The sequence below is a fragment of the Burkholderia seminalis genome (assembly GCF_001718535.1).
Lineage (GTDB): Bacteria > Pseudomonadota > Gammaproteobacteria > Burkholderiales > Burkholderiaceae > Burkholderia > Burkholderia seminalis.
Genome location: NZ_CP013398.1, coordinates 208,601 through 231,682, shown reverse-complemented (window position 1 = coordinate 231,682; position 23,082 = coordinate 208,601). Strand labels below are relative to the sequence as shown.

Annotated in this window: 23 protein-coding genes; 6 read left to right on the top strand and 17 right to left on the bottom strand. The window is 67.7% G+C overall.

Translation table 11 applies throughout. The annotated features are described in order from the left end of the window. From cheY to flhD, 12 genes are all read right to left on the bottom strand, one after another. On the bottom strand, positions 1–396 hold the full coding sequence (gene cheY, locus WJ12_RS00965) for a chemotaxis response regulator CheY (protein WP_006485893.1): 396 nt from the start codon (positions 394–396) through the stop codon (positions 1–3). 67 nt (positions 397–463) lie between these two features. Beyond that, on the bottom strand, positions 464–1,555 hold the full coding sequence (locus WJ12_RS00960; protein ID WP_034188080.1) for a protein-glutamate methylesterase/protein-glutamine glutaminase: 1,092 nt from the start codon (positions 1,553–1,555) through the stop codon (positions 464–466). Continuing rightward, positions 1,552–2,316: a chemoreceptor glutamine deamidase CheD gene (cheD, locus tag WJ12_RS00955; protein ID WP_034188081.1), complete on the bottom strand. Its 765-nt coding sequence runs from the start codon at positions 2,314–2,316 to the stop codon at positions 1,552–1,554. Before cheD ends, WJ12_RS00960 begins: the two co-directional genes overlap by 4 nt. Then, positions 2,313–3,305, bottom strand: a complete 993-nt coding sequence (locus WJ12_RS00950) for a CheR family methyltransferase (RefSeq protein WP_059559378.1) — start codon at positions 3,303–3,305, stop codon at positions 2,313–2,315. The genes cheD and WJ12_RS00950 overlap by 4 nt, the downstream gene beginning before the upstream one ends. Before the next feature lie 3 nt (positions 3,306–3,308). Beyond that, entirely contained in the window at positions 3,309–5,270 is a 1,962-nt protein-coding gene (locus tag WJ12_RS00945) for a methyl-accepting chemotaxis protein (RefSeq protein WP_059559381.1), read from the bottom strand. A 37-nt stretch (positions 5,271–5,307) separates the two neighbouring features. After that, a complete protein-coding gene (gene cheW, locus WJ12_RS00940) occupies positions 5,308–5,823 on the bottom strand; it encodes a chemotaxis protein CheW (RefSeq protein ID WP_006486165.1) in 516 nt (171 codons plus the stop codon). Positions 5,824–5,870: 47 nt separating this feature from the next. Beyond that, entirely contained in the window at positions 5,871–8,129 is a 2,259-nt protein-coding gene (cheA, locus tag WJ12_RS00935) for a chemotaxis protein CheA (protein WP_034188084.1), read from the bottom strand. A 33-nt stretch (positions 8,130–8,162) separates the two neighbouring features. Beyond that, positions 8,163–8,540: a response regulator gene (locus WJ12_RS00930; protein ID WP_034188085.1), complete on the bottom strand. Its 378-nt coding sequence runs from the start codon at positions 8,538–8,540 to the stop codon at positions 8,163–8,165. A 28-nt stretch (positions 8,541–8,568) separates the two neighbouring features. Continuing rightward, positions 8,569–9,585 carry a flagellar motor protein MotB gene (gene motB, locus WJ12_RS00925; RefSeq protein ID WP_034188086.1) on the bottom strand — a complete coding sequence of 339 codons (1,017 nt, stop codon included), beginning with the start codon at positions 9,583–9,585 and terminating at the stop codon, positions 8,569–8,571. 13 nt (positions 9,586–9,598) lie between these two features. After that, positions 9,599–10,459, bottom strand: a complete 861-nt coding sequence (motA, locus tag WJ12_RS00920) for a flagellar motor stator protein MotA (protein ID WP_011350592.1) — start codon at positions 10,457–10,459, stop codon at positions 9,599–9,601. Between the two features lie 168 nt (positions 10,460–10,627). Continuing rightward, positions 10,628–11,182, bottom strand: a complete 555-nt coding sequence (gene flhC / locus WJ12_RS00915; protein ID WP_034188087.1) for a flagellar transcriptional regulator FlhC — start codon at positions 11,180–11,182, stop codon at positions 10,628–10,630. 93 nt (positions 11,183–11,275) lie between these two features. Next, a complete protein-coding gene (flhD, locus tag WJ12_RS00910; RefSeq protein ID WP_011350590.1) occupies positions 11,276–11,596 on the bottom strand; it encodes a flagellar transcriptional regulator FlhD in 321 nt (106 codons plus the stop codon). Between the two features lie 666 nt (positions 11,597–12,262). Here flhD and WJ12_RS00905 point away from each other — a divergent pair. Continuing rightward, entirely contained in the window at positions 12,263–13,327 is a 1,065-nt protein-coding gene (locus WJ12_RS00905) for a glycosyltransferase family 4 protein (RefSeq protein WP_034188088.1), read from the top strand. A 103-nt stretch (positions 13,328–13,430) separates the two neighbouring features. Here the strand turns inward: WJ12_RS00905 and WJ12_RS00900 are convergent, their stop codons facing one another. Next, entirely contained in the window at positions 13,431–13,727 is a 297-nt protein-coding gene (locus WJ12_RS00900; protein ID WP_006489320.1) for an H-NS histone family protein, read from the bottom strand. 300 nt (positions 13,728–14,027) lie between these two features. Between WJ12_RS00900 and aqpZ the strand changes: the two genes are divergently transcribed. Beyond that, positions 14,028–14,771 carry an aquaporin Z gene (gene aqpZ / locus WJ12_RS00895; RefSeq protein ID WP_034188089.1) on the top strand — a complete coding sequence of 248 codons (744 nt, stop codon included), beginning with the start codon at positions 14,028–14,030 and terminating at the stop codon, positions 14,769–14,771. A 132-nt stretch (positions 14,772–14,903) separates the two neighbouring features. Here aqpZ and WJ12_RS00890 read toward each other — a convergent pair whose 3' ends face one another. Together WJ12_RS00890 and WJ12_RS00885 are read right to left on the bottom strand one after the other, a co-directional pair. After that, complete coding sequence (locus WJ12_RS00890; RefSeq protein ID WP_059559383.1) at positions 14,904–15,728, bottom strand: Cof-type HAD-IIB family hydrolase; 825 nt, start codon at positions 15,726–15,728, stop codon at positions 14,904–14,906. A 145-nt stretch (positions 15,729–15,873) separates the two neighbouring features. Beyond that, on the bottom strand, positions 15,874–16,755 hold the full coding sequence (locus WJ12_RS00885) for a glucosamine kinase nucleotide-binding domain-containing protein (protein WP_059559387.1): 882 nt from the start codon (positions 16,753–16,755) through the stop codon (positions 15,874–15,876). A 142-nt stretch (positions 16,756–16,897) separates the two neighbouring features. On the opposite strand from WJ12_RS00885, the gene WJ12_RS00880 reads away from it, so the two are divergent. Continuing rightward, positions 16,898–17,500, top strand: coding sequence for a DNA-3-methyladenine glycosylase I (locus WJ12_RS00880; protein ID WP_059559390.1), 603 nt, complete (start codon positions 16,898–16,900; stop codon positions 17,498–17,500). A gap of 86 nt (positions 17,501–17,586) precedes the next feature. Here WJ12_RS00880 and WJ12_RS00875 read toward each other — a convergent pair whose 3' ends face one another. After that, positions 17,587–18,822 (bottom strand): PepSY-associated TM helix domain-containing protein, encoded by a 1,236-nt coding sequence (locus tag WJ12_RS00875; protein ID WP_059559392.1) that lies wholly within the window; start codon positions 18,820–18,822, stop codon positions 17,587–17,589. A gap of 699 nt (positions 18,823–19,521) precedes the next feature. After that, positions 19,522–19,734 (bottom strand): 30S ribosomal protein S21, encoded by a 213-nt coding sequence (gene rpsU, locus WJ12_RS00870; RefSeq protein WP_006401410.1) that lies wholly within the window; start codon positions 19,732–19,734, stop codon positions 19,522–19,524. 522 nt (positions 19,735–20,256) lie between these two features. Between rpsU and WJ12_RS00865 the strand changes: the two genes are divergently transcribed. The 3 genes from WJ12_RS00865 (at position 20,257) to WJ12_RS00855 (ending at position 23,013) form a co-directional block, all read left to right on the top strand. Then, positions 20,257–21,081 (top strand): flagellin domain-containing protein, encoded by an 825-nt coding sequence (locus tag WJ12_RS00865; RefSeq protein ID WP_034188094.1) that lies wholly within the window; start codon positions 20,257–20,259, stop codon positions 21,079–21,081. A 188-nt stretch (positions 21,082–21,269) separates the two neighbouring features. After that, on the top strand, positions 21,270–22,679 hold the full coding sequence (fliD, locus tag WJ12_RS00860; RefSeq protein WP_034188095.1) for a flagellar filament capping protein FliD: 1,410 nt from the start codon (positions 21,270–21,272) through the stop codon (positions 22,677–22,679). Between the two features lie 37 nt (positions 22,680–22,716). Continuing rightward, positions 22,717–23,013 (top strand): flagellar protein FliT, encoded by a 297-nt coding sequence (locus WJ12_RS00855; protein ID WP_059559395.1) that lies wholly within the window; start codon positions 22,717–22,719, stop codon positions 23,011–23,013. The last annotated feature ends 69 nt before the right edge of the window (positions 23,014–23,082 follow it).

Below are 23,082 nucleotides of genomic sequence, written 5' to 3'. Positions count from 1 at the left end.
TCAGCTCCCGGCCTTCGCCATCTTGTCGATGATCTTGTTCAGCTTCTCGTCGAGCGTCGCGGCCGTGAACGGTTTCACGACGTAGCCGCTCGCACCGGCCTGCGCGGCCGCGATGATGTTCTCCTTCTTCGACTCGGCCGTGACCATCAGCACCGGCAGGTGCGTGAGCGTCGCGTCCGCGCGGATTTCCTTCAGCATCGCGAGGCCGTCGAGGTTCGGCATGTTCCAGTCCGAGATCACGAAGTCGTAGCCGCCGCCGCGCAGCCGCGCGAGGCCGGCCAGGCCGTCCTCGGCCTCGTCGACGTTCGAATAGCCCAGTTCCTTCAGCAGGTTGCGGACGATCCGGCGCATCGTCGGGAAATCGTCCACCACCAGGATTTTCATGCTCTTGTCCATCGTCGTTCCTTTCCAGATTCGTTTCCGTCGGGACGCGTATCGTGGCACGCGCCCCGTGACATTCCATTCAAACGCGCTGCACGCGGTCGCCCATCGTCGCCAGGCGCGCCATCACGCGGCGGCTCATGTCGGCGAGCGGCGCGACCTCGTCCGCGCCGCCGAGCGCGATCGCCTCGCGCGGCATCCCGAACACGATGCAGCTCGCTTCGTCCTGCGCGAACGTGTAGGCGCCCGCGCGCTTCATTTCCAGCAGGCCGGCCGCGCCGTCACGGCCCATCCCGGTGAGGATCACGCCGATCGCGTTCTTGCCCGCGTGCGTCGCCGCCGAACGGAACAGCACGTCGACCGACGGGCGGTGCCGGTTCACCGGCGGCTCGTCCGACAGTTGCGCAATATAGTTCGCCCCGCTTCTCGCAAGCAACAGGTGCGCGTGGCCCGGCGCGATATACGCATGGCCCGGCAGCACGCGCTCGCCGTGCTCGGCTTCCTTCACCGCGATCCGGCACAGGCCGTTCAGCCGCTGCGCGAACGACTTCGTGAAGCCCGGCGGCATGTGCTGCGCGATCAGCACGGCCGGCGCATCCGGCGGCAGCGGCGTCAGCACTTCGCGAATCGCCTCGGTGCCGCCCGTCGACGCGCCGATGATGAGCAGCTTCTCGGTACTGACGAGCGGGTTGTTGATCATCGGCGCGGCCGCCGGGCTGTCGGCCGAGCGCGCGGCGGCTTGCGGCTGCGGCGCTTGGCGCACGCGCGCGCGCGACGCCGCGCGGATCTTGTCGGCGAGCTTTTCCGCGTAGTCGAGCATCCCGTCGCGAATCCCGACGCGCGGCTTCGTGACGAAATCCACCGCGCCGAGTTCGAGCGCGCGCAGCGTGATTTCGGAGCCGCGCTCGGTCAGCGACGACACCATCACGACCGGCATCGGCCGCAGGCGCATCAGCTTCTCGAGGAAGTCGAGCCCGTCCATGCGCGGCATTTCGACGTCGAGCGTGAGCACGTCGGGGTTGTGCTGCTTGATGAGCTCGCGCGCGACGAGCGGATCGGGCGCGGTCGCGCACACCGTCATGTCGGGCTGGCTGTTGATGATCTCGGTCATCAGGCTGCGGATCAGCGCCGAATCGTCGACGCACAATACTTTGATCTTCTGCACTGCGGTCATGCCTCCTGCTTTCTTGATAGGTTCGCCGCATACGGGTTCGCCGCCCGCACGCCGCCGGCACCGCCCGCGCTGCCGCTGCCGGCCGGCGCGGCGCCGCGCGCGCCGAACAGCTCGATGCGCGGGCGCGCCGGTTGCGGCGCGGCCGGCCGTTTCGCCTGGAACAGCTCGACGTGCGCGCGCGGGCGCGCCGCGCGCAAGCGGTCGGCCTCGCGCGCCAGCGCGGCTTCGCGCTCGGTCACGCCCGGCACCTGCAGCCGCAACTTCTTCACCATCGCGCGCCCCGTGCGCGGCATGAACGCGACCTTGCGCGGATGGACGTCCTGCAAGTCCTCCGCGGTGATGCGGATGCGTTCGAGCGCGAGGTAGCGGCGCACGAAATCCGCGTTGCGATCGCCGATGTTGATCGTCGTCATCCCGGCCAGCACGGCCGCGCCGCCGAACACCTTCGCCTCGAGGCGTTCGCGGCGCCCGCCGGCCTTGATCAGTTCGTTGATCAGCACTTCCATCGCGTACGCGCCATAGCGCATCGATTCGGACGCGGCCGCGCCGGCGTCGGCGCCGTCGTCGGGCAGCATGAAGTGGTTCATCCCGCCGATGCCCGCGTACGGATCGTGAATGCACGCGGCGACGCACGAGCCGAGCACGGTCATCAGCACCATGTCCTCGGCGGTCGTGTAGAACTCGTTCGGCAACAGCTTCACGCCGGGAAGGCCGAAGTGGCTGTCGAAATAGCGATTGGTCGCGATCGGCAGTGCGCTCATCCGCGCTCTCCATAGGCAGGCACGGCGCCCGCGGCCCGCGCGCGCACGGGCGACGGCATCGCGGCCGCCGCGGGCGCCTGCGCGCCGCGCGGCCGCGCGCCCTGCGCGGCGTCGCGTGTCAGTTCGTACACCGTCTGCCCGCGCAGCCGGAACGCCTGCGTCACGTACGTGAAGTTTTCCGAATGGCCGGCGAACAGCAGCCCGCCCGGCTTCACGAGCGGCTCGAAGCGCGACAGCACCTGCCCCTGCGTCGGCTTGTCGAAATAGATCATCACGTTGCGGCAGAAGATCGCGTCGAACGGCTTCGCGATCCCGTAGTCCGCATCGGTCAGGTTCAGTTGCTCGAAACGGATCATCGCGCGCAGCTCGGGGCGCACCTTCACACGGCCTGACTGCGGACCCGTGCCTTTCAGGAAGAAGCGCTTGAGCCGCTCCGGCGACAGGTGCTTGACCTGGTCGTACGTGTAGATGCCGGCCTCCGCCTTCGCGAGCACCTGCGTGTCGAGATCGGTCGCGAGGATCGACGCGCCGCGCGCCGCCAATTCGCCGAGTGCCTCGATCAGCGTGATCGCGATCGAATACGGCTCCTCGCCGGTCGACGCCGCCGAGCACCAGACCGACACCGGCGCCGGGCGCCCTTTCACGAAATCCGACAGGATCGGGAAATGGTGCGACTCGCGGAAGAACGCGGTCAGGTTGGTCGTCAGCGCGTTGGTGAACGCTTCCCACTCGAGCGGATCGTCCTCCTGCTCGAGCAGGTCGAGGTAGTCGCGGAACGTGTCGAGGCCGCGCGCACGCAGCCGCCGGGCGAGACGGCTGTACGCCATGTCGCGCTTGTGCTCGGACAGCGAGATCCCCGCGCGTTGATGGATCAGCGCGCGAATGCGTGCGAAATCCGCGCCCGTGAACGCGAAGTCGCGCCCCGGATCCCCTGCGCGAGGCGAGGCATCCGGTGCATCGGGTCGAAACGGCGCGCGCGCGTGCGACATGGCTTAGAAGGTCTCCCAGTCGTCGTCGGACGTGCCGGCCGCCGCCAGCGCCGGCTTCTCGCCGTTCAGCGCCGGGCGCACGAGCGCGGGCTTCGCGGCCGGCTTGTCCGCCGGTGCGGCCGACTTCGCGAGGCGCGGGCCATAGCCGCCCGCGGCGGTGCCGCGGGAAGCCGTTGCATCCTTCTGCGTGCGCGCGGTGTCGGCCGTGCGCTTCGGTTCGGCGCCGGCGCCCGACGCGGCCGCACGGGCGGCCGGCGCGGCGCGCCGTGCCGGTTGTGCCGCCGCCTGAGGCGCCGGCAGCGCGGCGACCGGCGCCGCGTCGTGACGCGGCTCCGACGGCAACGCAGGCACGGCCGCCGGTTCGTGCGCGACCGGCCGCGCGACGCTGCGCGCCGGCGCGAGCGCGATGCCGCCCGCGACGCGCCAGCCTGACACGATCGCCTTCATCTGGCGCGTCTGCTCCTCGAGCGACGCGGCGGCCGCCGCCGCCTGCTCGACGAGCGCCGCGTTCTGCTGCGTGACCGAATCCATCTGGCCGACCGCGCGGTTGACCTGCTCGATGCCGGTCGACTGCTCGTCGGACGCCGCGCTGATCTCGCCCATGATGTCGGTCACGCGGCGCACGGCCTGCACGATCTCTTCCATCGTCGCGCCGGCACGCGCCACGAGCGCCGACCCGCTGTCGACCTTCTCGGTCGAATCGCCGATCAGCTGCTTGATTTCCTTTGCGGCGCTCGCGCTGCGCTGCGCGAGCGAGCGCACCTCGCCCGCGACCACCGCGAAGCCGCGGCCCTGTTCGCCCGCGCGCGCGGCTTCGACCGCCGCGTTCAGCGCGAGGATGTTGGTCTGGAACGCGATGCCCTCGATCGTGCCGATGATGTCGACGACCTTGCCCGAGCTGGCCGCGATGTCCTGCATCGTCGACACGACCTGGCCGACCACGTCGCCGCCCTGCGTCGCGATGTCCGACGCGTTCACCGCGAGCTGGCTCGCCTGCCGCGCGTTCTCCGCGTTCTGCCGCACGGTGCCCGTCAGCTGCTCCATGCTCGACGCGGTTTCCTGCAGCGACGCGGCCTGCTCCTCGGTGCGCTGCGACAGGTCGATGTTGCCGGTCGCGATCTCGCGCGCGCCGACGTCGATCGACTCGGTGCCGCGATGCACGGCCTGCACCATCGTCGTCACCGCGTCCTGCATCCGCTTGATGCCGCCGAACAGGCGGCCGATCTCGTTCGTGCTGAACACTCTCACCGGCTGCGTGAGGTCGCCGCCGGCGATGCGCTCGAAGTGCGCGATCGCGTCCTCGATCGGCTTCACGATCAGGCCGCGCAGGACGAAGCGGATCGCGATCACGACGACGAACGCGATCGCGATGCCGGCGGCGATCAGCGCGACCATCAGCGAGATCTGCGACTGCGTCGCGGCCTGACGCTCTTCCGCGCGCTTCTGCAGCGATGCGATCACGGCCGCCGCCGTCTGGTCGAACGCGACGAACATCGGGCTGATCTTCGCGTCGGCAATCGCGTGGTACGCCGCCATGTCGCCCGCGCGCGCCGCCGCGAATTCGGGCTCGACGCCTTCCTTCACGATCGTCGTGTAGCGGGCGGTGAGCTCGTCGAGGAGCGCCTGCTCGACGCCGAGCTTCGGCAACGACTGGAACGCCTGCCAGTTCTGGTTCGACTTCGCGAACAGCTCCTGCGCGCGGTCGAGCACCTTCGTCGCGTCGGCCGCATTGCCGCCTTCGGTCAGCGTACGGAAGCGGTCGAGCGCGACGCGCGAGCGCAGCAGGTGCGCGGCCGTGTCGTCCAGCGTGTGAATCGCCGGCAGGTCGACGTGCGCGATCTCGTCGAGCGAACGGCTCGCGTGATTGAGCGCGTAGAGGCCGAGCCCGCCGACCGCGGCGGCCAGGCACACGAGAATGAGTCCGACCGCGGTGAGCGTCGTACGGATCGACCAGTTGTGCAACATTGCAGATTCTCCCGAAATTGCTGCGCGCGCGGCGCGCTTACCCGCCGAGTGTCTCGATCAGCGCCATTTCACGGCTCGACATCAGCTTCTCGATGTCCATCAGGATCAGCATCCGGCCGTCGACCGTGCCGAGGCCGGTCAGGTACTCGGTCGTCAGCGTCGCGCCGAATTCCGGCGCCGGCATGATCTGGTCGGTCTGCAGCGTCAGCACGTCCGACACGCCGTCGACCACCATCCCGACCACGCGGTTCGACACGTTCAGGATGATCACGACGGTCTGGTGGTCGTACTCGACGCGGCCGAGATGGAACTTGATCCGCATGTCGACGATCGGCACGATGATCCCGCGCAGGTTGATCACGCCCTTGATGAACTCCGGCGCGTTCGCGATGCGCGTGACGCTGTCGTAGCCGCGGATTTCCTGCACTTTCAGGATGTCGATCCCGTATTCCTCGTCGCCGAGCGTGAACACGAGGAATTCCTGGCCCGTCGCGTCGCCCTGCTCCGCGTCGCGGCGGCTCGTTGCCGCGTTCGCCGCGGCCGGATTGATCATTTGGACTTCAGCAGACACGTTTGCCCCCAATCGGTTGATGGCGAGAGTCAGAACATCGCGAGCTCGGCGCCGGCACGGGCGCCGTGCGTCGCACGGGTTTCACGGTTGAGCGCCGCGACGTCGACGATCAGGGCGACGCTGCCGTCGCCGAGGATGGTCGCCGCCGAGATGCCGTGGACCTTGCGGTAGTTGGTTTCGAGGTTCTTCACGACCACCTGCTGCTGGCCGACCAGCTCGTCGATCAGCATCGCGAAGCGGCGGCCCTCGGTTTCCATGATCGTGACGATCCCCTGCGTCGGGTCGGTGCGCGCGTCCTCGACCGAGAACACCTCGTGCAGCGCGACCAGCGGCAGGTATTCGCCGCGCACGCGCACCACGCGCTCGCCGTTGCCGACCGTGTAGATGTCGTCGGTCGACGGCTGCAGCGACTCCATCACGAAGTTCAGCGGCAGGATGAAGATCTCGCTGCCGACCTTCACCGACATCCCGTCGAGGATCGCGAGCGTGAGCGGCAGCACGATCCGCGTGGTCGTGCCGCGGCCGGCCTGCGACGTGATCTCGACGTGGCCGCCCATCGACTGGATGTTGCGCTTCACGACGTCCATCCCGACGCCGCGGCCCGACACGTCGGTCACCGTCTCGGCCGTCGAGAAGCCCGGCGCGAAGATCAGCTGCCAGACTTCGTCGTCGCTGATGTTGTCGGACACCTGCATGCCCTGCTTCGCGGCCTTCGCGAGGATCCGCTCGCGGTTCAGGCCCGCGCCGTCGTCGCTCACCTCGATCACGATGTTGCCGCCGTGATGCGCGGCCGACAGCACGAGCTGGCCGACCGCATCCTTGCCGGCGGCGACGCGCTTGTCGACGGTTTCGATCCCGTGGTCGAGGCTGTTGCGCACGAGGTGGGTGAGCGGATCGATGATCCGCTCGATCAGGCTCTTGTCGAGTTCGGTCGCCTGGCCGAACGTGACGAGCTCGACCTGCTTGCCGAGCTTGCCGGCGAGGTCGCGCACGAGGCGCGGGAAGCGGCTGAACACGTAGTCCATCGGCATCATGCGGATCGACATCACCGCTTCCTGCAGGTCGCGCGCGTTGCGCTCGAGCTGCGCCATCCCGTTGAACAGGCGGTCGTGCAGCGCCGGATCGAATGCGCTCGCGGTTTCCGCGAGCATCGCCTGCGTGATCACGAGCTCGCCGACGAGGTTGATCAGCTGGTCGACCTTCTCCACGCCGACGCGAATCGAGCTGCCTTCGGCGCCCGCGGCGGCGGCCGCGGCCGGGCGCGCACGCTTGTCGTCGTGGTGCGCGGCGGCCGGCGCCGCGTGTTCGGCCGGCGGTTGCGGCGCGGGTTGCGGCGGCTGGGCCGGTGCGGCCGCGGCGGCCGGCTCGGCGGGCGCCGGCGCGGCCGGTTGCGGCGCGGCGGCCGGCGGCGCGAACACCTCGACGCGCGCCGGTTGCGCGGCAGCGGCCGGTTCGGCAACCGGCGCCGCCGTGTCCTGCGCGGCAGCCGGCGCGGCCGGTGCGGCCGGCGCCGTGCCGTGCGCGACGCGGATCTGGCTTTCGTCGATCACGAAGCAGCACACGGCGACGATGTCGTCGGACGGCACATCGGATTCGAGCCACAGCGACAGGTCGGCGCCCGCTGCCTCGCGGCCGACGATCCGGCCGAGGTTGCCGAGTTCCTCGGTGAGCAGCGCCTGGTCCTTCGCGTCGACGCCCACCAGCGTGATCTTCAGGTGCGGGCCGCCCGCGCCCGCGTCCGCGTCACCCGCCGGATGCGCGGCCGCGACGGCCTGCTCGACCACGTGATCGGGCGCGCGCTCGCCACCGGCGGCGGGTTCCGCGGCCGGAGCAGCGGCAGCGGGTGCGGCAGCGGGCGCAGGTGCCGGCGCGGCGGCCGCCGCCGGTTCACCCGCGCCGCTCTCGGCCTTCAGCCGTTCGAGCTTCGCGCAGATCGTCGCGGCAGCCGCCGCGTCCGGTTCGGCGCTCGCGCGGTAGTCCGCGAGCTGGTCGGACAGCACGTCCTTGGTCTCGAGGAACGCGTCGACCATCTCCTTGGTCAGCGTCAGCTCGTGGTTGCGCGCGCGGTCGAGCAGCGATTCGAGGATGTGCGTCGTATCGGTCAGCGCGGAAAAGCCGAACGTCGCCGCGCCGCCCTTGATCGAATGCGCGGCGCGGAAGATCGCGGCCAGGTCTTCGGGGTCGGGCGAGTCGACGTCGAGGTTCAGCAGCAGCTGCTCCATCTGCGCGAGCAGCTCGTCCGCTTCGTCGAAAAAGGTCTGGTAGAACTGAGTGATGTCGAGAGTCATGCCCGGTCACCGGTTGAATTCGTCGCGTTCATGTCAGGATGCGGCCGGCTCGGAGAGCGTCGCGACCAGGTCGACCAGCACGGCCGGGTCGATCGGCTTCTCGATCCAGCCCGTCGCGCCCGCGTCGCGCGCGGCATCCTTGAAGGCATCGCTGCCCTCGGTCGTCAGCACGAGGATCGGCGTGTCCGCATACGCGGTCAGCTTGCGCAGCGCGGCGATCACCTCGAGCCCGTTCTTGCGCGGCATGTTCTGGTCGGTCAGCACCAGGTCGTACGGCGCGGTCGCGGCCATGTCGAAGCCGGCTTCGCCGTCCGGCGCCACCGTCACGTCATAGCCGGCCTGTGCAAGCGTCGCCTGCAGCAGGGCGCGCATGGTCGCGGAGTCGTCGATGGCGAGAATGGTTCGGATCATGTCTGTCTCGGAGCGGGTCTTGTCGATATCAGGGTTTCGGCACCGCGACGGCGGACGCCGCGAGCGCGGGGCGCACGGCCGGCGCCGCGCCGAGCTGCTGCGCGAGCTGCTTCGAGCCGGCCGCATCGGCCGACAGCGTCGTGGTCGTCGCGTCATCGCGCATCAGCGCCTCTTCGGATTTGCGGTTCAGCACGATCACGCTGATCCGGCGGTTTTCCGGATCGAGCGGGTCGGCCTTGTTCAGGTTCTGCGTCGACGCGAGGCCGAGCACGCGCAGCACTTTCGCCTCGTCCATGCCGCCGGAGATCAGCTCGCGGCGCGACGCGTTCGCACGATCGGCCGACAGCTCCCAGTTGCTGTAGCCGCCCTCGCCGCCCGCGTACGGCACGGCGTCGGTGTGGCCCTGGACGATGATCCGGTTCGGCACGTCGTTCAGCGTCTTGCCGATCTCGCGCAGGATGTCGCGCATGTACGGCTCGACGCGGTCGCTCGACATCGCGAACATCGGCCGCTTCTGCGAATCGACGATCTCGATGCGCAGCCCCATCAGCGTCGAATCGATGCGGATCTGCTGCTTGAACTGGCGCAACGTCGGATTCGCCTCGATCGCGGCCATCAGCTTGATCTGCAGGTCGTGCAGGCGCGCCTGCTCGAGCCGGTCCTGCGCGCCCTGCGCCTGCGAGCGCGTGTTGTCGTCGCCGGCCTTCGCGACGCGATCGGCGAGCTGCGTCGAGCCGTCGGTGCGGCGCAGCGTGCCGGCGTCGACGCTCGACAGGTCGCGGCCGCCGGCGTTGAGGATGCTGGAGTCCTGCGAATTGCGGTCGCCGCTGCCGAACAGCGCGGCCTTCAGCGGCGTGTTGAAGTATTCGGCGATGCCCTTCAGCTGCACCGGCGTGACCGAGCTCAGCAGCCACATCAACAGGAAGAACGCCATCATCGCGGTCATGAAATCCGCGTACGCGAGCTTCCATGCGCCGCCGTGGTGGCCCTTCTTCGCCGGGGCCACCCGCTTGACGACGATCGCGCGATCCTTGCTCTTGCTCATCGTGCGCTCCGCGTCACTTCGCCTTCACCCGGCGCACGTGCTCTTCGAGTTCCGAGAACGACGGGCGCTCGGTCGAGAACAGCACCTTGCGGCCGAACTCGACGGCAATCGCCGGCGCATAACCGTTCAGCGTCGCGAGGATCGTCACCTTGATGCACTGGAACATCTTCGTCGACTCGGCGACGCGCTGCTCCGCCAGGCTCGCGAGCGGCCCGATCAGCCCGTACGACAGCAGGATCCCGAGGAACGTGCCGACCAGCGCCTGCGCGATCATCGCGCCGAGCACCGCGGGCGGCTTGTCGGCCGACGCCATCGTGTGGACCACGCCCATCACGGCCGCGACGATGCCGAACGCCGGCATCGCGTCGCCGACGCGCATCAGCGCGTGCGCGGGGCCTTCGCCTTCCGCGTGGTGCGTCTCGATCTCCTCGTCCATCAGGCTCTCGATCTCGAACGCGTTCATGTTGCCGCCCACCATCAGGCGCAGGTAGTCGGTCAGGAACTCGACGATGTGATGATCGGCGAGGATCTTCGGGTATTGCGTGAAAATCGGGCTCTTTTCCGGATCGTCGATGTCGGCCTCGAGCGTCAGCGTGCCTTCCTTGCGCGCCTTCGCCAGCAGCACGTAGAGCAGCGCCATCAGCTCCATGTAGACGTCCTTCGTGTACTTCGACCCTTTGAAGAGGGTCGGCAGCACGCGCAGCGTGGCCTTGATGGTCTTGCCGCCGTTGCCGAGGATGAATGCGCCGACGCCGGCGCCCACGATCATCAGGATCTCGACCGGCTGGATCAATGCGCCCAGATGCCCGCCTGCCAGCGCATAGCCGCCGAAGACGGACAACAGCGTCACGAGTGTTCCCACGATAATCAGCACTGCCTGTCCCTCACGAAAGACCGGCGGGAAGACCGCCGTTAAACAGGTTTACGGCAGTCGGCAGGAAAACTTTCGCGGCCGCCCGGCGGCGGCCCGGCAGTGTTTACCAGCACGGCACGGACGATTCGCGCGGCCCGCGGCAACCGCCCGCGCCCCGCCCGGCGGCACTCAGGCCGCGGTGGCAGCCAGTTCGGCGCGCGCGGCGGCGGCCTTGCGGGTCTTGCCGGCACGCGACGGCGGCTGGCAGAGGCCGCACACGAAACCTTGATGCGGATCATGCGCATGCGCGACGAAGTGGCCGCCGCAGCGCGTGCACGGGGTCATCTGCAGCATCCCCGAATCGAAGAAGCGCACGAGCGTCCATGCCCGCGTGAGGCTCAGCGCGGCCTCGTCGCCGGACAGGTTCACGTGCTCCTGATAGAGCCGGTACGCCTTCACGATCGACTGGATCGGCTCGCAGCGGCCGTGGTCCTGCATGAACCGGTAGATGTTGTAGAACAGCGACGAGTGGATGTTCGGCTGCCACGTCATGAACCAGTCGGTCGAGAACGGCAGCATCCCCTTCGGCGGCGACACGCCCTTCAGTTCCTTGTACAGCTTGATCAGACGGTCCCGCGACAGGCTCGTCTCCGCCTCCAGCAGCTGCAGCCGGGCGCCCAGTTCGATCAGTTCGATGGCGAGGGTGATTTCCTTCACCTCGATCACGACGCTTTTGCTTGCCATGGTGATAACCGTCCGCTTGACGTTGTTCGAATGGATGGCCAATACGCTGCCCTCCGGCGCGGTACGCCGGGACACAACGCAAGGCGGGATGGATCAGCGGACGCCTTCGACCTGCTGCCCGGCCATCAGGATGGCCGAGTGGGCGTGCGCGACGACATCGCTACGGCCCTTGTCGGCGAGCGACGACAGCAGCGCGTGATCGTCGAAGCGGAAGCGGCACAGCATCTGGTTCGACGCGGCGAGCTTCACGGTCTGTGCGAGCGTGAGGTTGGCGAGCACGTCGGCGAGTTCCTGGGAAATTCCCATGCGGAACATGCCCATCGCCTTGTCTTCCCGCAGCAGGCGCTGCGCGAGGAGGAGGTACGACAGGTTGACCTCTTTGATCTCACTGAGCATTTCGCTGGTAGCGCTCATGATTCCCCCGTTATAAGAGCTTTGCTTTGGCCATTCGTGTTATGAAAACGTTTGCTCGATCGGAGCGCTCCTGGCGCACTGTCGGCTCGTTTATAGTCTTACAGGGCGAATTTTGGCCAAACGCCATTTATGTCGGTATCAGCGAAGTGGCGTATGCCATGCAGGATTTGTCTGTAAACCGTGTAGGAATTTTTCCGACAAAGCGAATTGAAAGGGGCAATCGGGAAAGCGGATGACAGCGCGCATTCGGCTGCGAGGGTGCCGATGGCCGCCCGCTCGATGGCGGAAGGCTTGCCGGCAGGGCTGCCGACAATCGGATCGGTAAAAATTATAGTGGTTTTTCACGATCGCGCAACAATAGTTGCGGCCATCTCGATTCATGATTCCGCGCCCTTTTTCTCGGGGTTTTCGCGTATTTCATCGTGTAACAAGCCTTAAGTGTTTGAAAAAACACTCGAACCCCGCAGGGCGATATCGATAATGGACTCCAATGGGCGGCGGCGCGAGCCGTGCCGGCCCGCCCCGCAGCTTGCCGTCCGGCGCCCCGCGCACCCCGTCCAGGGCCCGGCCACGTACGCCAGACGCGTGCGTCGGCGAGTTCCGCAACGTTGTATGGGATCCGCGTCGGCGCGATGGCGCCCACGGATCGAAAACCGGAGAACACCGATGCGAATTGCCCAGATCGCGCCGCTTTACGAAGCCGTTCCGCCGAAACTCTACGGCGGCACCGAGCGTGTCGTGTCCTACCTCACCGAGGCGCTCGTCGAACTCGGCCACGACGTGACGCTGTTCGCCAGCGGCGACTCCGTCACGTCGGCCCGTCTCGAGGCGGCGTGGCCGCGCGCCCTGCGGCTCGACCCGTCGATCCGCGATTCGATGGCACCCCACATGCGGCTCCTCGAGCAGGTGGCCCGGGTCGCGCACGAATTCGACGTGCTGCATTTCCACCTCGATTACCTGCCGTTCCCGCTGATGTCGCGCCTCGACACGCCGTACGTGACGACGTTGCACGGCCGCCTCGACCTGCCCGAGCTGCAGCCGGTGTTCGACGCGTTCCCGGACGCGCCGGTCGTGTCGATCTCGAACAACCAGCGCAAGCCGCTGCCGCAGGCCGCGTGGGCCGGCACCGTGTATCACGGGCTGCCCGACACGCTGCTGACGCCGCAGCCGGGCGTGAAGCCCGAATACCTCGCGTTCCTCGGCCGGATCTGTCCCGAAAAGCGCGTCGACACCGCGATCCGGATCGCCGCGCAAAGCGGGCTGCCGCTGAAGATCGCCGCGAAGGTCGACAAGGCCGACGCCGACTATTTCAAGGAAGTGATCGAGCCGCTGCTCGGCCAGGCGCACGTCGAATTCATCGGCGAGATCAACGAGGCGCAGAAGCCCGCGTTCCTGTCCGGCGCGAAGGCGCTGCTGTTCCCGATCGACTGGCCGGAGCCGTTCGGCCTGGTGATGATCGAGGCGATGGCCTGCGGCACGCCGGTCGTCGCGTTCAACCGCGGCTCGGTGCCGGAAGTGATCGAGGACGGCGTGACCGGCTTCATCGTCGAGGACGTGCAGGGCGCGGTCGGGGCGCTGCACCGGATCGACACGCTGTCGCGCACCGCGATCCGCCAGCGTTTCGACACGCGTTTCAGCTCGAAGGCAATGGCGCAGCGTTATGTCGAAACTTACGAATCGCTTTGCGCGGCGGCCAAGCAACCGGTATTGCGCCGGGTCGCGAGCGCCTGACGCGGAAATCCGCGCGGAAATACTCAGCAAAATCCGCGCCGAAATCGGCGCGTAAAACAAAAGAGCCGCATCGACGATGCGGCTCTTTCTTTTCGGCTTCCGGTCATTCGATCAGGAAACGATCGCGGTTTTTCCCGACGATCCAATTCGGCGGCTTGCCGCGCCCGCTCCAGGTGGCACCCGACTTCGGATCGCGGTATTTCGGCGGCAGCGGCGCCTTCTTCGGCGGGCGCCCGCGCCGTGCCCGTTCCGCGAAGCCCAGGTCCTGGGCCGTCAGGCCGTATTCCGCAATCATTCGCTGGACGTCGGCAATGACCGCCGCCACTTCCTGGCGGCGCACGTCGTCCGCCTGAGCCTGCAGATCAGCGATCTGCGCCTTGAGTTTCGCGTATTGAGACATTTTTCGACTCCCCTTTTCGATGATGCGGCCCCGGCGAATCCGGCCGGGACGCCAACACCCGTTACGTCATCCGCACTGCCGCCCTGCCCTTCGAAATAAATACTGTCATCTTTAACCGATTCGGCTTTATCGAGAATGCGGACTTATTCTAATAAAAGGCATTCGTCAGCCATTCAAATTTAACAATCGTTGACCCTCCCGGACGCGATTCATTTCCTATAATCCAGACCAATTCCGGGCGAGGGATTAAATCCGCAGTGTCGTCCGGTGGTCTTCAACCCACTTGAACGAGGTCCTTACATGAATCTTTCTCAGCGTCTCGCTGCAGAGGTATTCGGCACGTTCTGGCTGGTGCTCGGCGGGTGCGGAAGCGCCGTGCTGGCCGCCGCCTTTCCGGGCCTCGGCATCGGCTTTGCCGGCGTCGCACTTGCCTTCGGCCTGACCGTGCTGACGATGGCATTCGCAATCGGCCACATCTCGGGTTGCCACCTGAATCCGGCGGTGAGCGTCGGCCTGACGGTCGCCGGCCGCTTCCCGGCACGCGATCTCGCTCCGTACATCGTCGCGCAGGTCGTCGGCGCCACGCTCGGCGCGTTCGTGCTGTACCTGATCGCCACCGGCAAGCCGGGCTTCGACGTCGTCGGCAGCGGCTTTGCGACGAACGGCTTCGGCGATCGCTCGCCCGGCCACTACTCGCTGAGCGCATCGTTCATCTGCGAAGTCGTGATGACGGGCTTCTTCCTGTTCGTGATCCTCGGCGCGACCGACAAGCGCGGTGTGCCGGCCGGCTTCGCGCCGATCGCGATCGGCCTGTGCCTGACGCTGATTCACCTGATCTCGATCCCGGTCACCAACACGTCGGTGAACCCGGCGCGCTCGACCGGCCCGGCGCTGTTCGTCGGCGGCGACGCGATCGGCCAGCTCTGGCTGTTCTGGGTGGCGCCGATGATCGGCGCGGTACTCGCAGGGATCATCTACCCGCTGGTCGCCGGGCGTGACGACGCCGTCGACCTGCTTCCGGCATCGGCTCGCACAAGCGAATAAAACACTACGGGGTCAAGCGAGCAGAGCAGCGAGCCTCACGCTGTCCAACAACATCGAGGCAGGCAATTTCGACGGGCGCCACTGGCGCCCGTTTTTCATTTCCGCACGGGACACGCGCCCGGGGCCGGACGCTCAGGAAGCGGCGACGTTGTCCTCGAGCGAGAACAGCGAGCGCAGGTGCCGGGCGACCCCCGCATCGAAGTTGTTGCCGATCCGCGGAATGTGCGGCAGCCGCGCGACCAGGTCGGGGTTCGCGTTGTTCATCATGAACGCGTGACCGGCGGTTTCGAGCAGGTCGATGTCGTTCATGTTGTCGCCGAACGCGATGCAGTGGCCGGTATCGACGCCGAGCCGCCCGAGCACCGTGCGCAGCGCGCGGCCCTTCGATACGTTCGCGGTCATCACCTCCAGACAGTCGGGCAGCGAATACGTGACGTACAGCGCATCGCCGAAGCGCACGCGCATCTGCTCGGCGACGACCGCCAGATCGGCCGGCTCGCCGATATACAGCACCTTCGCGATATCGGCGCCGTCGTGCGCGGCCATGTCGATCACGTCGTAGCGGAAGCCCGAATCCTGGTGGAAGTCGAGCAGGTGCGGCGCGTCGCGGTCGATCAGCCAGCCGTCGTTGGTGAACAGGTTGACGATCGTGCGGCCATGCGCGCCGGTGACCTCCGGCTGCACGAGGCTGCGGACGATCGCGGGATCGATGTCCTGCGCGTGAATCGTCGTGTCGTCCGGCGCATGCACGCGCGCGCCGTTCGACGTGATCAGGTACGGCCGGATGCCGAGCACGTCGCGAATGCCGGCGACGTCCGCGTAATGGCGCCCCGTCGCGATCACGAACTGCAGGCCGTCGCGGTCGAGCCGGCGGACGGTGTCGATCGTGTACGGATCGAGCTGGTGGTCGCTGTTCAGCAGGGTACCGTCGAGATCGGTGGCGATGACTTTGTACATGGGACGGGAGAATGGCGCACAGGACGCTGCGGAATCGCCATTTTAACGTCGTGCCCGGCGGCGCGCCGGGTGGTTCCCGGTCAAGCGCGCCTTTGGCGCTGGGTCGACGCGCCTTCCACCCCGCCCTGGCCCGCGTTGCCTCGCTTCAGCCGCCTTCCGCCACCCGCAGCGCCTGCAGCGCGAGCCGCAGCGCGCCATGTGCGGAATCGTCGAGCGGCGCGCGCAGCCGCGCGGCATGGCGCGCCGGCACAGCCGGCGCGAGTGCATCCGCCAGCCCGCCGCACAGGGCGACCGGCAGCGCGTGCTGCGGATCGAGCGCGTCGATCATCTTGCCGATTTCGTCGCCGGCCTGCGCGATCAGCGCGCCCGCCACCGGATGCGTGCGGTGCGTGAACACGACCGGCGCGAGGCGCGCGTAGATCGTCTGGTTCGCGTCGCACGACCACTGGACGAGCGCGTCGCGATCCTGCGCGCCCGTTTCCGCGAGCAGCGCATCGGCGAACGCATCGCGCGGCACGCGGCCGTCGAGCGCCTGTTGCGCGTATGCGAGCGCGCGCACGCCGAGCCACGCGCCGCTCGCCTCGTCGCCGGACGGAAAGCCGAACCCGCCGGCGATCCGGCACGCGCCGCCCGCATCGAGCGCCGCCGCGATGCTGCCGGTGCCGAGCGCGACGATGAGCCCCGGCGCGCCGCCGTGCGCACCGACGACCGTCGTATATGCATCGCTCTCGATCGCGAGCGCGCCGAGCGGGGCCTGCGCCCGGAACGCAGCGAGCCACGCCGCATTGTTGACGCCCGCGAGCCCGCAGCCGAGCGCGCACTGCGACCAGTCGAACGCAAGGCCGGCCTGCGTGAACGCGTCCGCGCACGCCGCCCCGATCGACGCCCACGCGCGCTCGATGCCAAGCCCGAGCCCCGACGGGCCGCCGCGCCCCTGCGCGAGCTCGCGCCCGTGCCGGTCGGCCAGCACCGCGCGCGTGCCCGTGCCGCCGCCGTCGATGCCGATCGCAAAAAGTAATGCCGCCATGCCTTCATCCCGCTGATTCGAACAGGCGCCAAGCTTAACCGGATCGGCGCCGCGCGCCCATCTGCCGTTCGGCCGGCTATCCCGCAAAAAGGGCTTCCGCTATGCTGGCACGATCGATTCGACACTGAAAACGAGGCAGACGATGTCGCAGCGGTGCAACTGGGTGAAGACGGAAGCGGACGCTCACTATCACGACACCGAGTGGGGCGTGCCGTCGCACGACGATCGCCACCTGTTCGAAATGCTGATCCTGGAAGGCGCGCAGGCCGGGCTGTCGTGGTCGACGATCCTGAACAAGCGCGCGGGGTATCGCGGCGCGTTCGCCGAGTTCGACGTCGACGCCGTCGCGCGCTTCACGCCGAAGCGCATCGACAAGCTGCTGGAGAATCCGGGCATCGTGCGCAACCGCGCGAAGGTCGAATCGGCGGTCACCAATGCGCGCGCCGTGCAGCGCATCCGCGACGAACACGGTTCGCTCGCCGCATTCCTGTGGTCGTTCGTCGGCAATACGCCGATCCAGAATGCATGGCAGTCGTACCGCGACGCGCCCGCGTCGACCGAACAGTCCGACGCGCTCAGCAAGGCGCTGAAGGCATACGGCTGCAAGTTCGTCGGCTCGACGATCTGCTATGCACTGATGCAGGCAACCGGCATGGTCAACGATCACGAGATCGGCTGCCCGTGCCACGCGCGGTGCGCGGCGCTCGGCCGGAAACAGCCGGCACGCAAGCGCAAGGCGGGCTGACCACGCAGGCGCAGGCACCGGCGCCAGCCGGGCACCCGTCCTTCAACGCCGCCCGCGGCGACGGTGGCCACGGCGCCACCCGTCGCTTACCGCGCGGCGCGTGACGACGCCGGCACGGCCGACCGTGCGCTTCGTGCGGCCCGCACGCGTGCGCTGCGCTTCTTCACCCAGATGCAGATGCCCGTCACGCTCAGCATCGCGATGACGATGCCGAGCGCGCTGATCGCGACGCGGCCCGCGACGCCGGCGATCCGCCCCGAGTGCAGCGGAAACTGCGCCTGCATGAACAGGTCGCCGGCCGAGCCGCGGCCGGGCACCTGGGCGGCGACCGGCTTGCCCGTCACCGCATCCCAGTACAACCACGCGTTACCCAGCCCGACGTCCCCGTGGTCGTTGCCGGGCGTGAAGAACCCGACCGCATAGACGTTCATCGCCGGCGCGAACAGCAGCGCACCGGGCGGCGCGGTGATTCCCGCGTCGCGCCCGGCCGGGCGCGCGATCTCGACGATTCGCTCGCGCGGCAGCACGGTGCTGCCCGGTGGAGCCGGCGGGAAACGCTCGGGATTCGTGTACGGCGTCTGCGCGAGCGGCGACAGCCGCGACACCAGCGGGCGCACGACCGGAACCGCGAGGTTCATCGAGATCGATGTGACCGCAACGACCAGCAGCAGCCCCCATACCCATACGGCGCCGGAGCGGTGCAGGTCGAATACGAGCGGATAGCCGCCGCGCCGCACGCGGAACGCGAACGACTTGCGCCAGCTCTTCAGGTTCGGGAACGCGAGCACGAGCGCGATCAGGCTGTCGATTGCCCACACGATACCGACGACGCCCATCACCCAGAACCCGAAGTTGATCCCGCCGTACTCGGGGAGGAACAGCGAGTAGTGCAGCCGGTAGATGAACGGCATCAGGTCGAGCCGCGCGAGCGACGCCGCGCCCCATTCGCGGCGGCCCTGCACCGCGCCGGTCGCGGGATCGACGGCGATCTGGCTGAAATCGATCGCGTACGGCCGGCCGGTCGCCGGGTCGGTGCGCGGTATCACGCCCGCCTGCAGCGTGTGCCCCGGCTCGACCGCGAGCGGCAGATAGGTCACCTGCACGCGCGGGTCGGCAGCCTCGATGCGCGTCGCCAGTTCGAGCGGCGCAAGCGGCGCGGCGCCGCTGCGCGCGACGTAGAAGTCGGGGTTCAACACCGCGTCGAGCTCGTGGTCCCATGCGATCAGCGCGCCGGTGAGCCCCGCGACGAACAGGAACAGCGCGATGGCGAGCCCGAACCAGCGATGCAGGCGGACGAGAAACGGTCGCGGGAACGCATTCATCGCGTGCGCGGCGACAGGAAAACGGGCCGGCACAGGCGGCGGCCCCGGGTCGACGGGAGGAAGGTCATCTGATGTCAAACGCCGCGCAAGCGCCGGCCGGCCGCGCCAGGCGAGGCCGGATGCCCTTGTGCGCGGCCTGGAAATATTGCGCGTTCGGCGGGTCTTGATACGATGCGCGACATTTTATCGCGATGCGAATGATTCTTACTCGCATTTTTGCTCACCCGCCATGACCGTCGGCTTCGCGCGACCGCACGTCCGTCCACGCCGCGAGGCCGCCGCCCCTGCCTGCTTCGCCGCCTCGCTCGCGCATGCCGACGATTCGCCGGCGCGACGCCGCTGCGCGCGACCGGCGGCCTCGATGCGCCAGACTGGCTCGCCATCGATGCGGGCGCACTCCCCGACGCAGGTCGGCCGCCACGCCTTGACGCTGCGCGCGCCAATCGGCAGCGTGCAGAACCGCCGTTACCGGGAATATCAGTACGCGGATGACCTGAAGCCGGGCGACCCGCGCACGGCTGGCCTGACCGCAAAAATCGACTTCCGGACGCCGCACCGGCCGGCCGCCAACCGCGGCCGCCGGCCGGAACGGCCGCCCCGCGGCGAGCCTCGGGATTTTCCCGGACCCCAAAAGCGAAACGGCGGAGCGGCCTCTTTCGAGGCACACTCCGCCGTTTCGCGGCGAACCGTCAGACGCTCTTAGTGGAGCTTCTTCGGCAGCATCTGGCTGCGCAGACGCTTGTGCAGGCGCTTGACGGCTGCTGCCTTCTTGCGCTTGCGGACTGCGGTCGGCTTTTCGTAAGACTGGCGCTCACGCAGTTCAGCGATCAGGCCATTTTTTTCGATAGCGCGACGAAAGCGGCGAATCGCCACTTCGAACGGCTCGTTTTCTTTCAGAAGAATCGTCGTCATGTCGTTCCTAAATTGCTTAAACGGTCAAAAACGTAGCGGCCAAGCGCCACGCACCGGCCATCCGAGCGTCCCCACGAACAGGCGAAACGAGCGGAAATACGGCCTCGGAGGCCGGAAAAGAGAGGCGGAAAGCACCGCGAGTACGCTTCACAGCCGCGTGCAGCGCCGCGTTTGACTGCCAGCAGACATGCCGAAAACGGCAGAGGCGTGACAGAAATCTCAATTCAGCCCGCCATCATAGCAGGGAATCACAGACAAAACCATCCTTTTGTCGATCGCGGGCAAACGTTCCACCCAACCGGGCGGTGTTCCTCGCCCTGGCCACCACGCTGTCCGCCATGCCGGGCGAGCCTTCCCGGCGAAATCCCCTCTTCCGTCCCGAATTTCCTCAAACATCCCTCTAAAGTTTTCGCCGGGTGCCGCCGTCAACCAGGAAAGGCGGGCAGCGCCAGACGCGAAAAAGCGCAACGCCGAAATCAGAACCTGTCTGTATCTCAGGCATTTTCCAAAACGAGGAAGCAAATGCTGAACATCAACACCAACATCCTTTCGCTGACGACGCAGACGAATCTGTCGGGCTCGCAAAACGCGCTGTCGCAAGCGATCAACCGCCTGTCGTCCGGCAAGCGCGTCAACACGGCAGCCGACGACGCGGCAGGTCTCGCGATCTCGACGTCGCAAACGGCAGCGATCAACGCGCTGACCCAAGGCGTGTCGAACGCGAACAACGGCATCTCGATGATCCAGACGGCAGCCGGCGCGCTGCAGTCGACCGTCGACAACCTGCAGCGTATCCGTACGCTGGCAGTCGAAGCAGGCGACGGCTCGCTGGATTCGAACGCACGTGCGAACCTGCAGGCTGAAGTCACGACGCGTCTCGGCGAAATCGACCGCGTGGCAACGCAAACGTCGTTCAACGGCCAGACCATCCTGAGCGCAGCGGGCAACGTCACGTTCCAGGTCGGCGCGGCAGCCAACCAGACCGTGGCCGTCAACTTCGGCGCGACGGTGTGGACGAGCACGGGCGGCGGCCTGAGCCTGAGCGGCCTGACGGTCAGCGACCAGACGAGCGCACAGTCGGCCATCACGTCGATCGACGCGGCACTGAAGAACGTGAACACGTTCCAGGCAACGCTGGGTGCGGCACAAAACACGTTCCAGGCTGCGATCACGACGACGCAAACCCAGGCAACGAACATGAGCGCGGCGCGTTCGCAGATCACCGACGCGGACTTCGCGACGGAAACGGCGAACCTGAGCAAGGCGCAAGTGCTGCAGCAAGCCGGCATCTCGGTGCTCGCGCAAGCGAACTCGCTGCCGCAGCAAGTCCTGAAGCTCCTGCAGTAATCGGGAACACCCCGCGCCGGGCGAGTCGCCCGCGCGCACGGCGTCGTCCGCGTTGCGGCGCGCGACGGCGCCGGTTCGATTCGTCGGACCCGACACTCCAGGGAGGCATGCCTCCCTGCTTGCATTGAAACCGAAGTACGGCGACCCGCCGAAACGCGCGTCATCGCGCAAACGACTGGAGCACCCGCATGGCCACGACGAGCACGACGGATATCGGCAGCATCCTGGCGCAGGCCGGACAATCGATCATCAGCGGCGCGACCAATTCGACGCTCGACGTCAATTCGCTCGTCACGTCGCTGGTGCAGGCCAAGACCATCGGCCAGCAGACCACCCTCACGAACAAGCAGACGGCCGACAACACCGAACTGTCGGCGGTCGGCAAACTGAAATCCGCGCTGTCGGCGCTGCAGACCGCGATCACGGGCCTGTCGAACGGCACGACGCTGAGCGGCCTCGCGGCAACCGCGAGCGGCAACGGCATCACCGCGTCGGTCAAGAGCGGCGGCGGCGCGGTGGCCGGCTCGTACGCGGTCAACGTCACGCAGCTCGCCACCGCGAACAAGCTGTCGTCGGCCGGCATCACGTCCTCGGACACGATCTCCGCCGGTTCGCTGAGCATCACGCTCGGCACCGGCACGGCCTTCAACGTCAACGTCGCGGCCGGTGCATCGCTGTCGGACATCGCGAAGTCGATCAACACGACGGCCGGCAACCCGGGCGTCACCGCGTCGGTCATCACCGGCTCGGACGGCCAGCATCTCGTGATCCAGTCGAACAACACAGGCGCGGCCAACACTGTGTCGGTGAGCGGCACCGGCGTCAATTCGAAGCTGACCTCGGGCTACACGACCGTGACGGCGGCCGCCGACGCGAAACTGACCGTCGACGGCACGCCGGTGACGAGCGCGTCCAACAGCGTGTCGGGCGTGCTGACGGGCGTCACGCTGAACCTGACGACGCAGGCGCTGAACACGACCCAGACGGTCACGCTGTCGCCCGACACGACGGCCACGACGACCGCGATCAACGCGTTCGTCAGCGCGTACAACACCTACGTGACGACCGCGCAGTCGCTGTCGTCGTACGATCCGAACACGTCGACGGCCGGCCCGCTGCTCGGCGATTCGATGCTGAACACGATCTCGAACGGACTCGCGACCGCGATCAGCGGCGGCGTCACGACGGGCGGCTCGACCTATTCGCTGGCGGCCATCGGCATCAGCCTGCAGGCGGACGGCACGCTGCAGGTGGACTCGAGCGCGCTGAACACCGCGCTCACGTCGAACAACCCGGCGGTCGGCGCACTGTTCAACACGACGAACGGTGTCGGCCAGACGCTCAACAACCTGGTCAGCAACTACACGCAGACCAACGGCCTGATCGACCAGCGCACCACCGCGATCAACGCGGACCTGAAGAGCCTGTCGGACCAGGCGACGCAACTGCAGAACTACTCGGCCCAGCTGACCACGCAGTACAACGCGCAGTTCACCGCGCTGAACAACCTGATGGCGACGATGGCGAACAACACGAAGTACCTGACCCAGCTGTTCGGCGGCACCAACAGCGCGGGTGCGCTCGCCACCAACAAGTAACGCGCCCTTCGCACGACACCGGACGACGACCATGACCATGACGACCGATGCCCTGAACCATGCGCTGCACCTGACCCAGGCGATGCAGTCGGCGAGCGCGTTGCGCGACTGGGAGCGCGTCGCCGCGCTGGCCGACGCGCGCTCGCCGCTGCTGATGAGCCTGGCGCCGGAGCAGACGCCGGCCGCGCTCGACACGATCCGCCGGATCATGGACATCGACGCATCGATCACACAGGACGCGCAGGCCGATCGCGACCGGCTCGCGCAGCAGTTCACCGCATCGCGCGAGCGGATCCGCGCCGCGAGCGCCTACCAGACGACCGGCATGCTGTAAGCCTGCGAACAACAACGCGCGCCGCCATCGAGCGGGCGCCGACGTCGTATCGTCGAGCCGCATGCATGC

Excerpts from the sequence above, each read along its gene's own strand:
- WJ12_RS00880 (WP_059559390.1), top strand. The coding sequence starts at position 16,898 with ATGTCGCAGCGGTGCAACTGGGTGAAGACGGAAGCGGACGCTCACTAT.
- WJ12_RS00900 (WP_006489320.1), bottom strand. The coding sequence starts at position 13,727 with ATGTCTCAATACGCGAAACTCAAGGCGCAGATCGCTGATCTGCAGGCT.
- cheA (WP_034188084.1), bottom strand. The coding sequence starts at position 8,129 with ATGACTCTCGACATCACTCAGTTCTACCAGACCTTTTTCGACGAAGCG.
- motB (WP_034188086.1), bottom strand. The coding sequence starts at position 9,585 with ATGAGCAAGAGCAAGGATCGCGCGATCGTCGTCAAGCGGGTGGCCCCG.
- aqpZ (WP_034188089.1), top strand. The coding sequence starts at position 14,028 with ATGAATCTTTCTCAGCGTCTCGCTGCAGAGGTATTCGGCACGTTCTGG.
- WJ12_RS00885 (WP_059559387.1), bottom strand. The coding sequence starts at position 16,755 with ATGGCGGCATTACTTTTTGCGATCGGCATCGACGGCGGCGGCACGGGC.
- WJ12_RS00945 (WP_059559381.1), bottom strand. The coding sequence starts at position 5,270 with ATGTTGCACAACTGGTCGATCCGTACGACGCTCACCGCGGTCGGACTC.
- WJ12_RS00930 (WP_034188085.1), bottom strand. The coding sequence starts at position 8,540 with ATGATCCGAACCATTCTCGCCATCGACGACTCCGCGACCATGCGCGCC.
- cheW (WP_006486165.1), bottom strand. The coding sequence starts at position 5,823 with ATGATCAATCCGGCCGCGGCGAACGCGGCAACGAGCCGCCGCGACGCG.
- rpsU (WP_006401410.1), bottom strand. The coding sequence starts at position 19,734 with ATGACGACGATTCTTCTGAAAGAAAACGAGCCGTTCGAAGTGGCGATT.
- WJ12_RS00865 (WP_034188094.1), top strand. The coding sequence starts at position 20,257 with ATGCTGAACATCAACACCAACATCCTTTCGCTGACGACGCAGACGAAT.
- flhD (WP_011350590.1), bottom strand. The coding sequence starts at position 11,596 with ATGAGCGCTACCAGCGAAATGCTCAGTGAGATCAAAGAGGTCAACCTG.
- flhC (WP_034188087.1), bottom strand. The coding sequence starts at position 11,182 with ATGGCAAGCAAAAGCGTCGTGATCGAGGTGAAGGAAATCACCCTCGCC.
- WJ12_RS00905 (WP_034188088.1), top strand. The coding sequence starts at position 12,263 with ATGCGAATTGCCCAGATCGCGCCGCTTTACGAAGCCGTTCCGCCGAAA.
- cheY (WP_006485893.1), bottom strand. The coding sequence starts at position 396 with ATGGACAAGAGCATGAAAATCCTGGTGGTGGACGATTTCCCGACGATG.
- WJ12_RS00960 (WP_034188080.1), bottom strand. The coding sequence starts at position 1,555 with ATGACCGCAGTGCAGAAGATCAAAGTATTGTGCGTCGACGATTCGGCG.
- cheD (WP_034188081.1), bottom strand. The coding sequence starts at position 2,316 with ATGAGCGCACTGCCGATCGCGACCAATCGCTATTTCGACAGCCACTTC.
- fliD (WP_034188095.1), top strand. The coding sequence starts at position 21,270 with ATGGCCACGACGAGCACGACGGATATCGGCAGCATCCTGGCGCAGGCC.
- WJ12_RS00890 (WP_059559383.1), bottom strand. The coding sequence starts at position 15,728 with ATGTACAAAGTCATCGCCACCGATCTCGACGGTACCCTGCTGAACAGC.
- WJ12_RS00855 (WP_059559395.1), top strand. The coding sequence starts at position 22,717 with ATGACGACCGATGCCCTGAACCATGCGCTGCACCTGACCCAGGCGATG.
- WJ12_RS00875 (WP_059559392.1), bottom strand. The coding sequence starts at position 18,822 with ATGAATGCGTTCCCGCGACCGTTTCTCGTCCGCCTGCATCGCTGGTTC.
- WJ12_RS00950 (WP_059559378.1), bottom strand. The coding sequence starts at position 3,305 with ATGTCGCACGCGCGCGCGCCGTTTCGACCCGATGCACCGGATGCCTCG.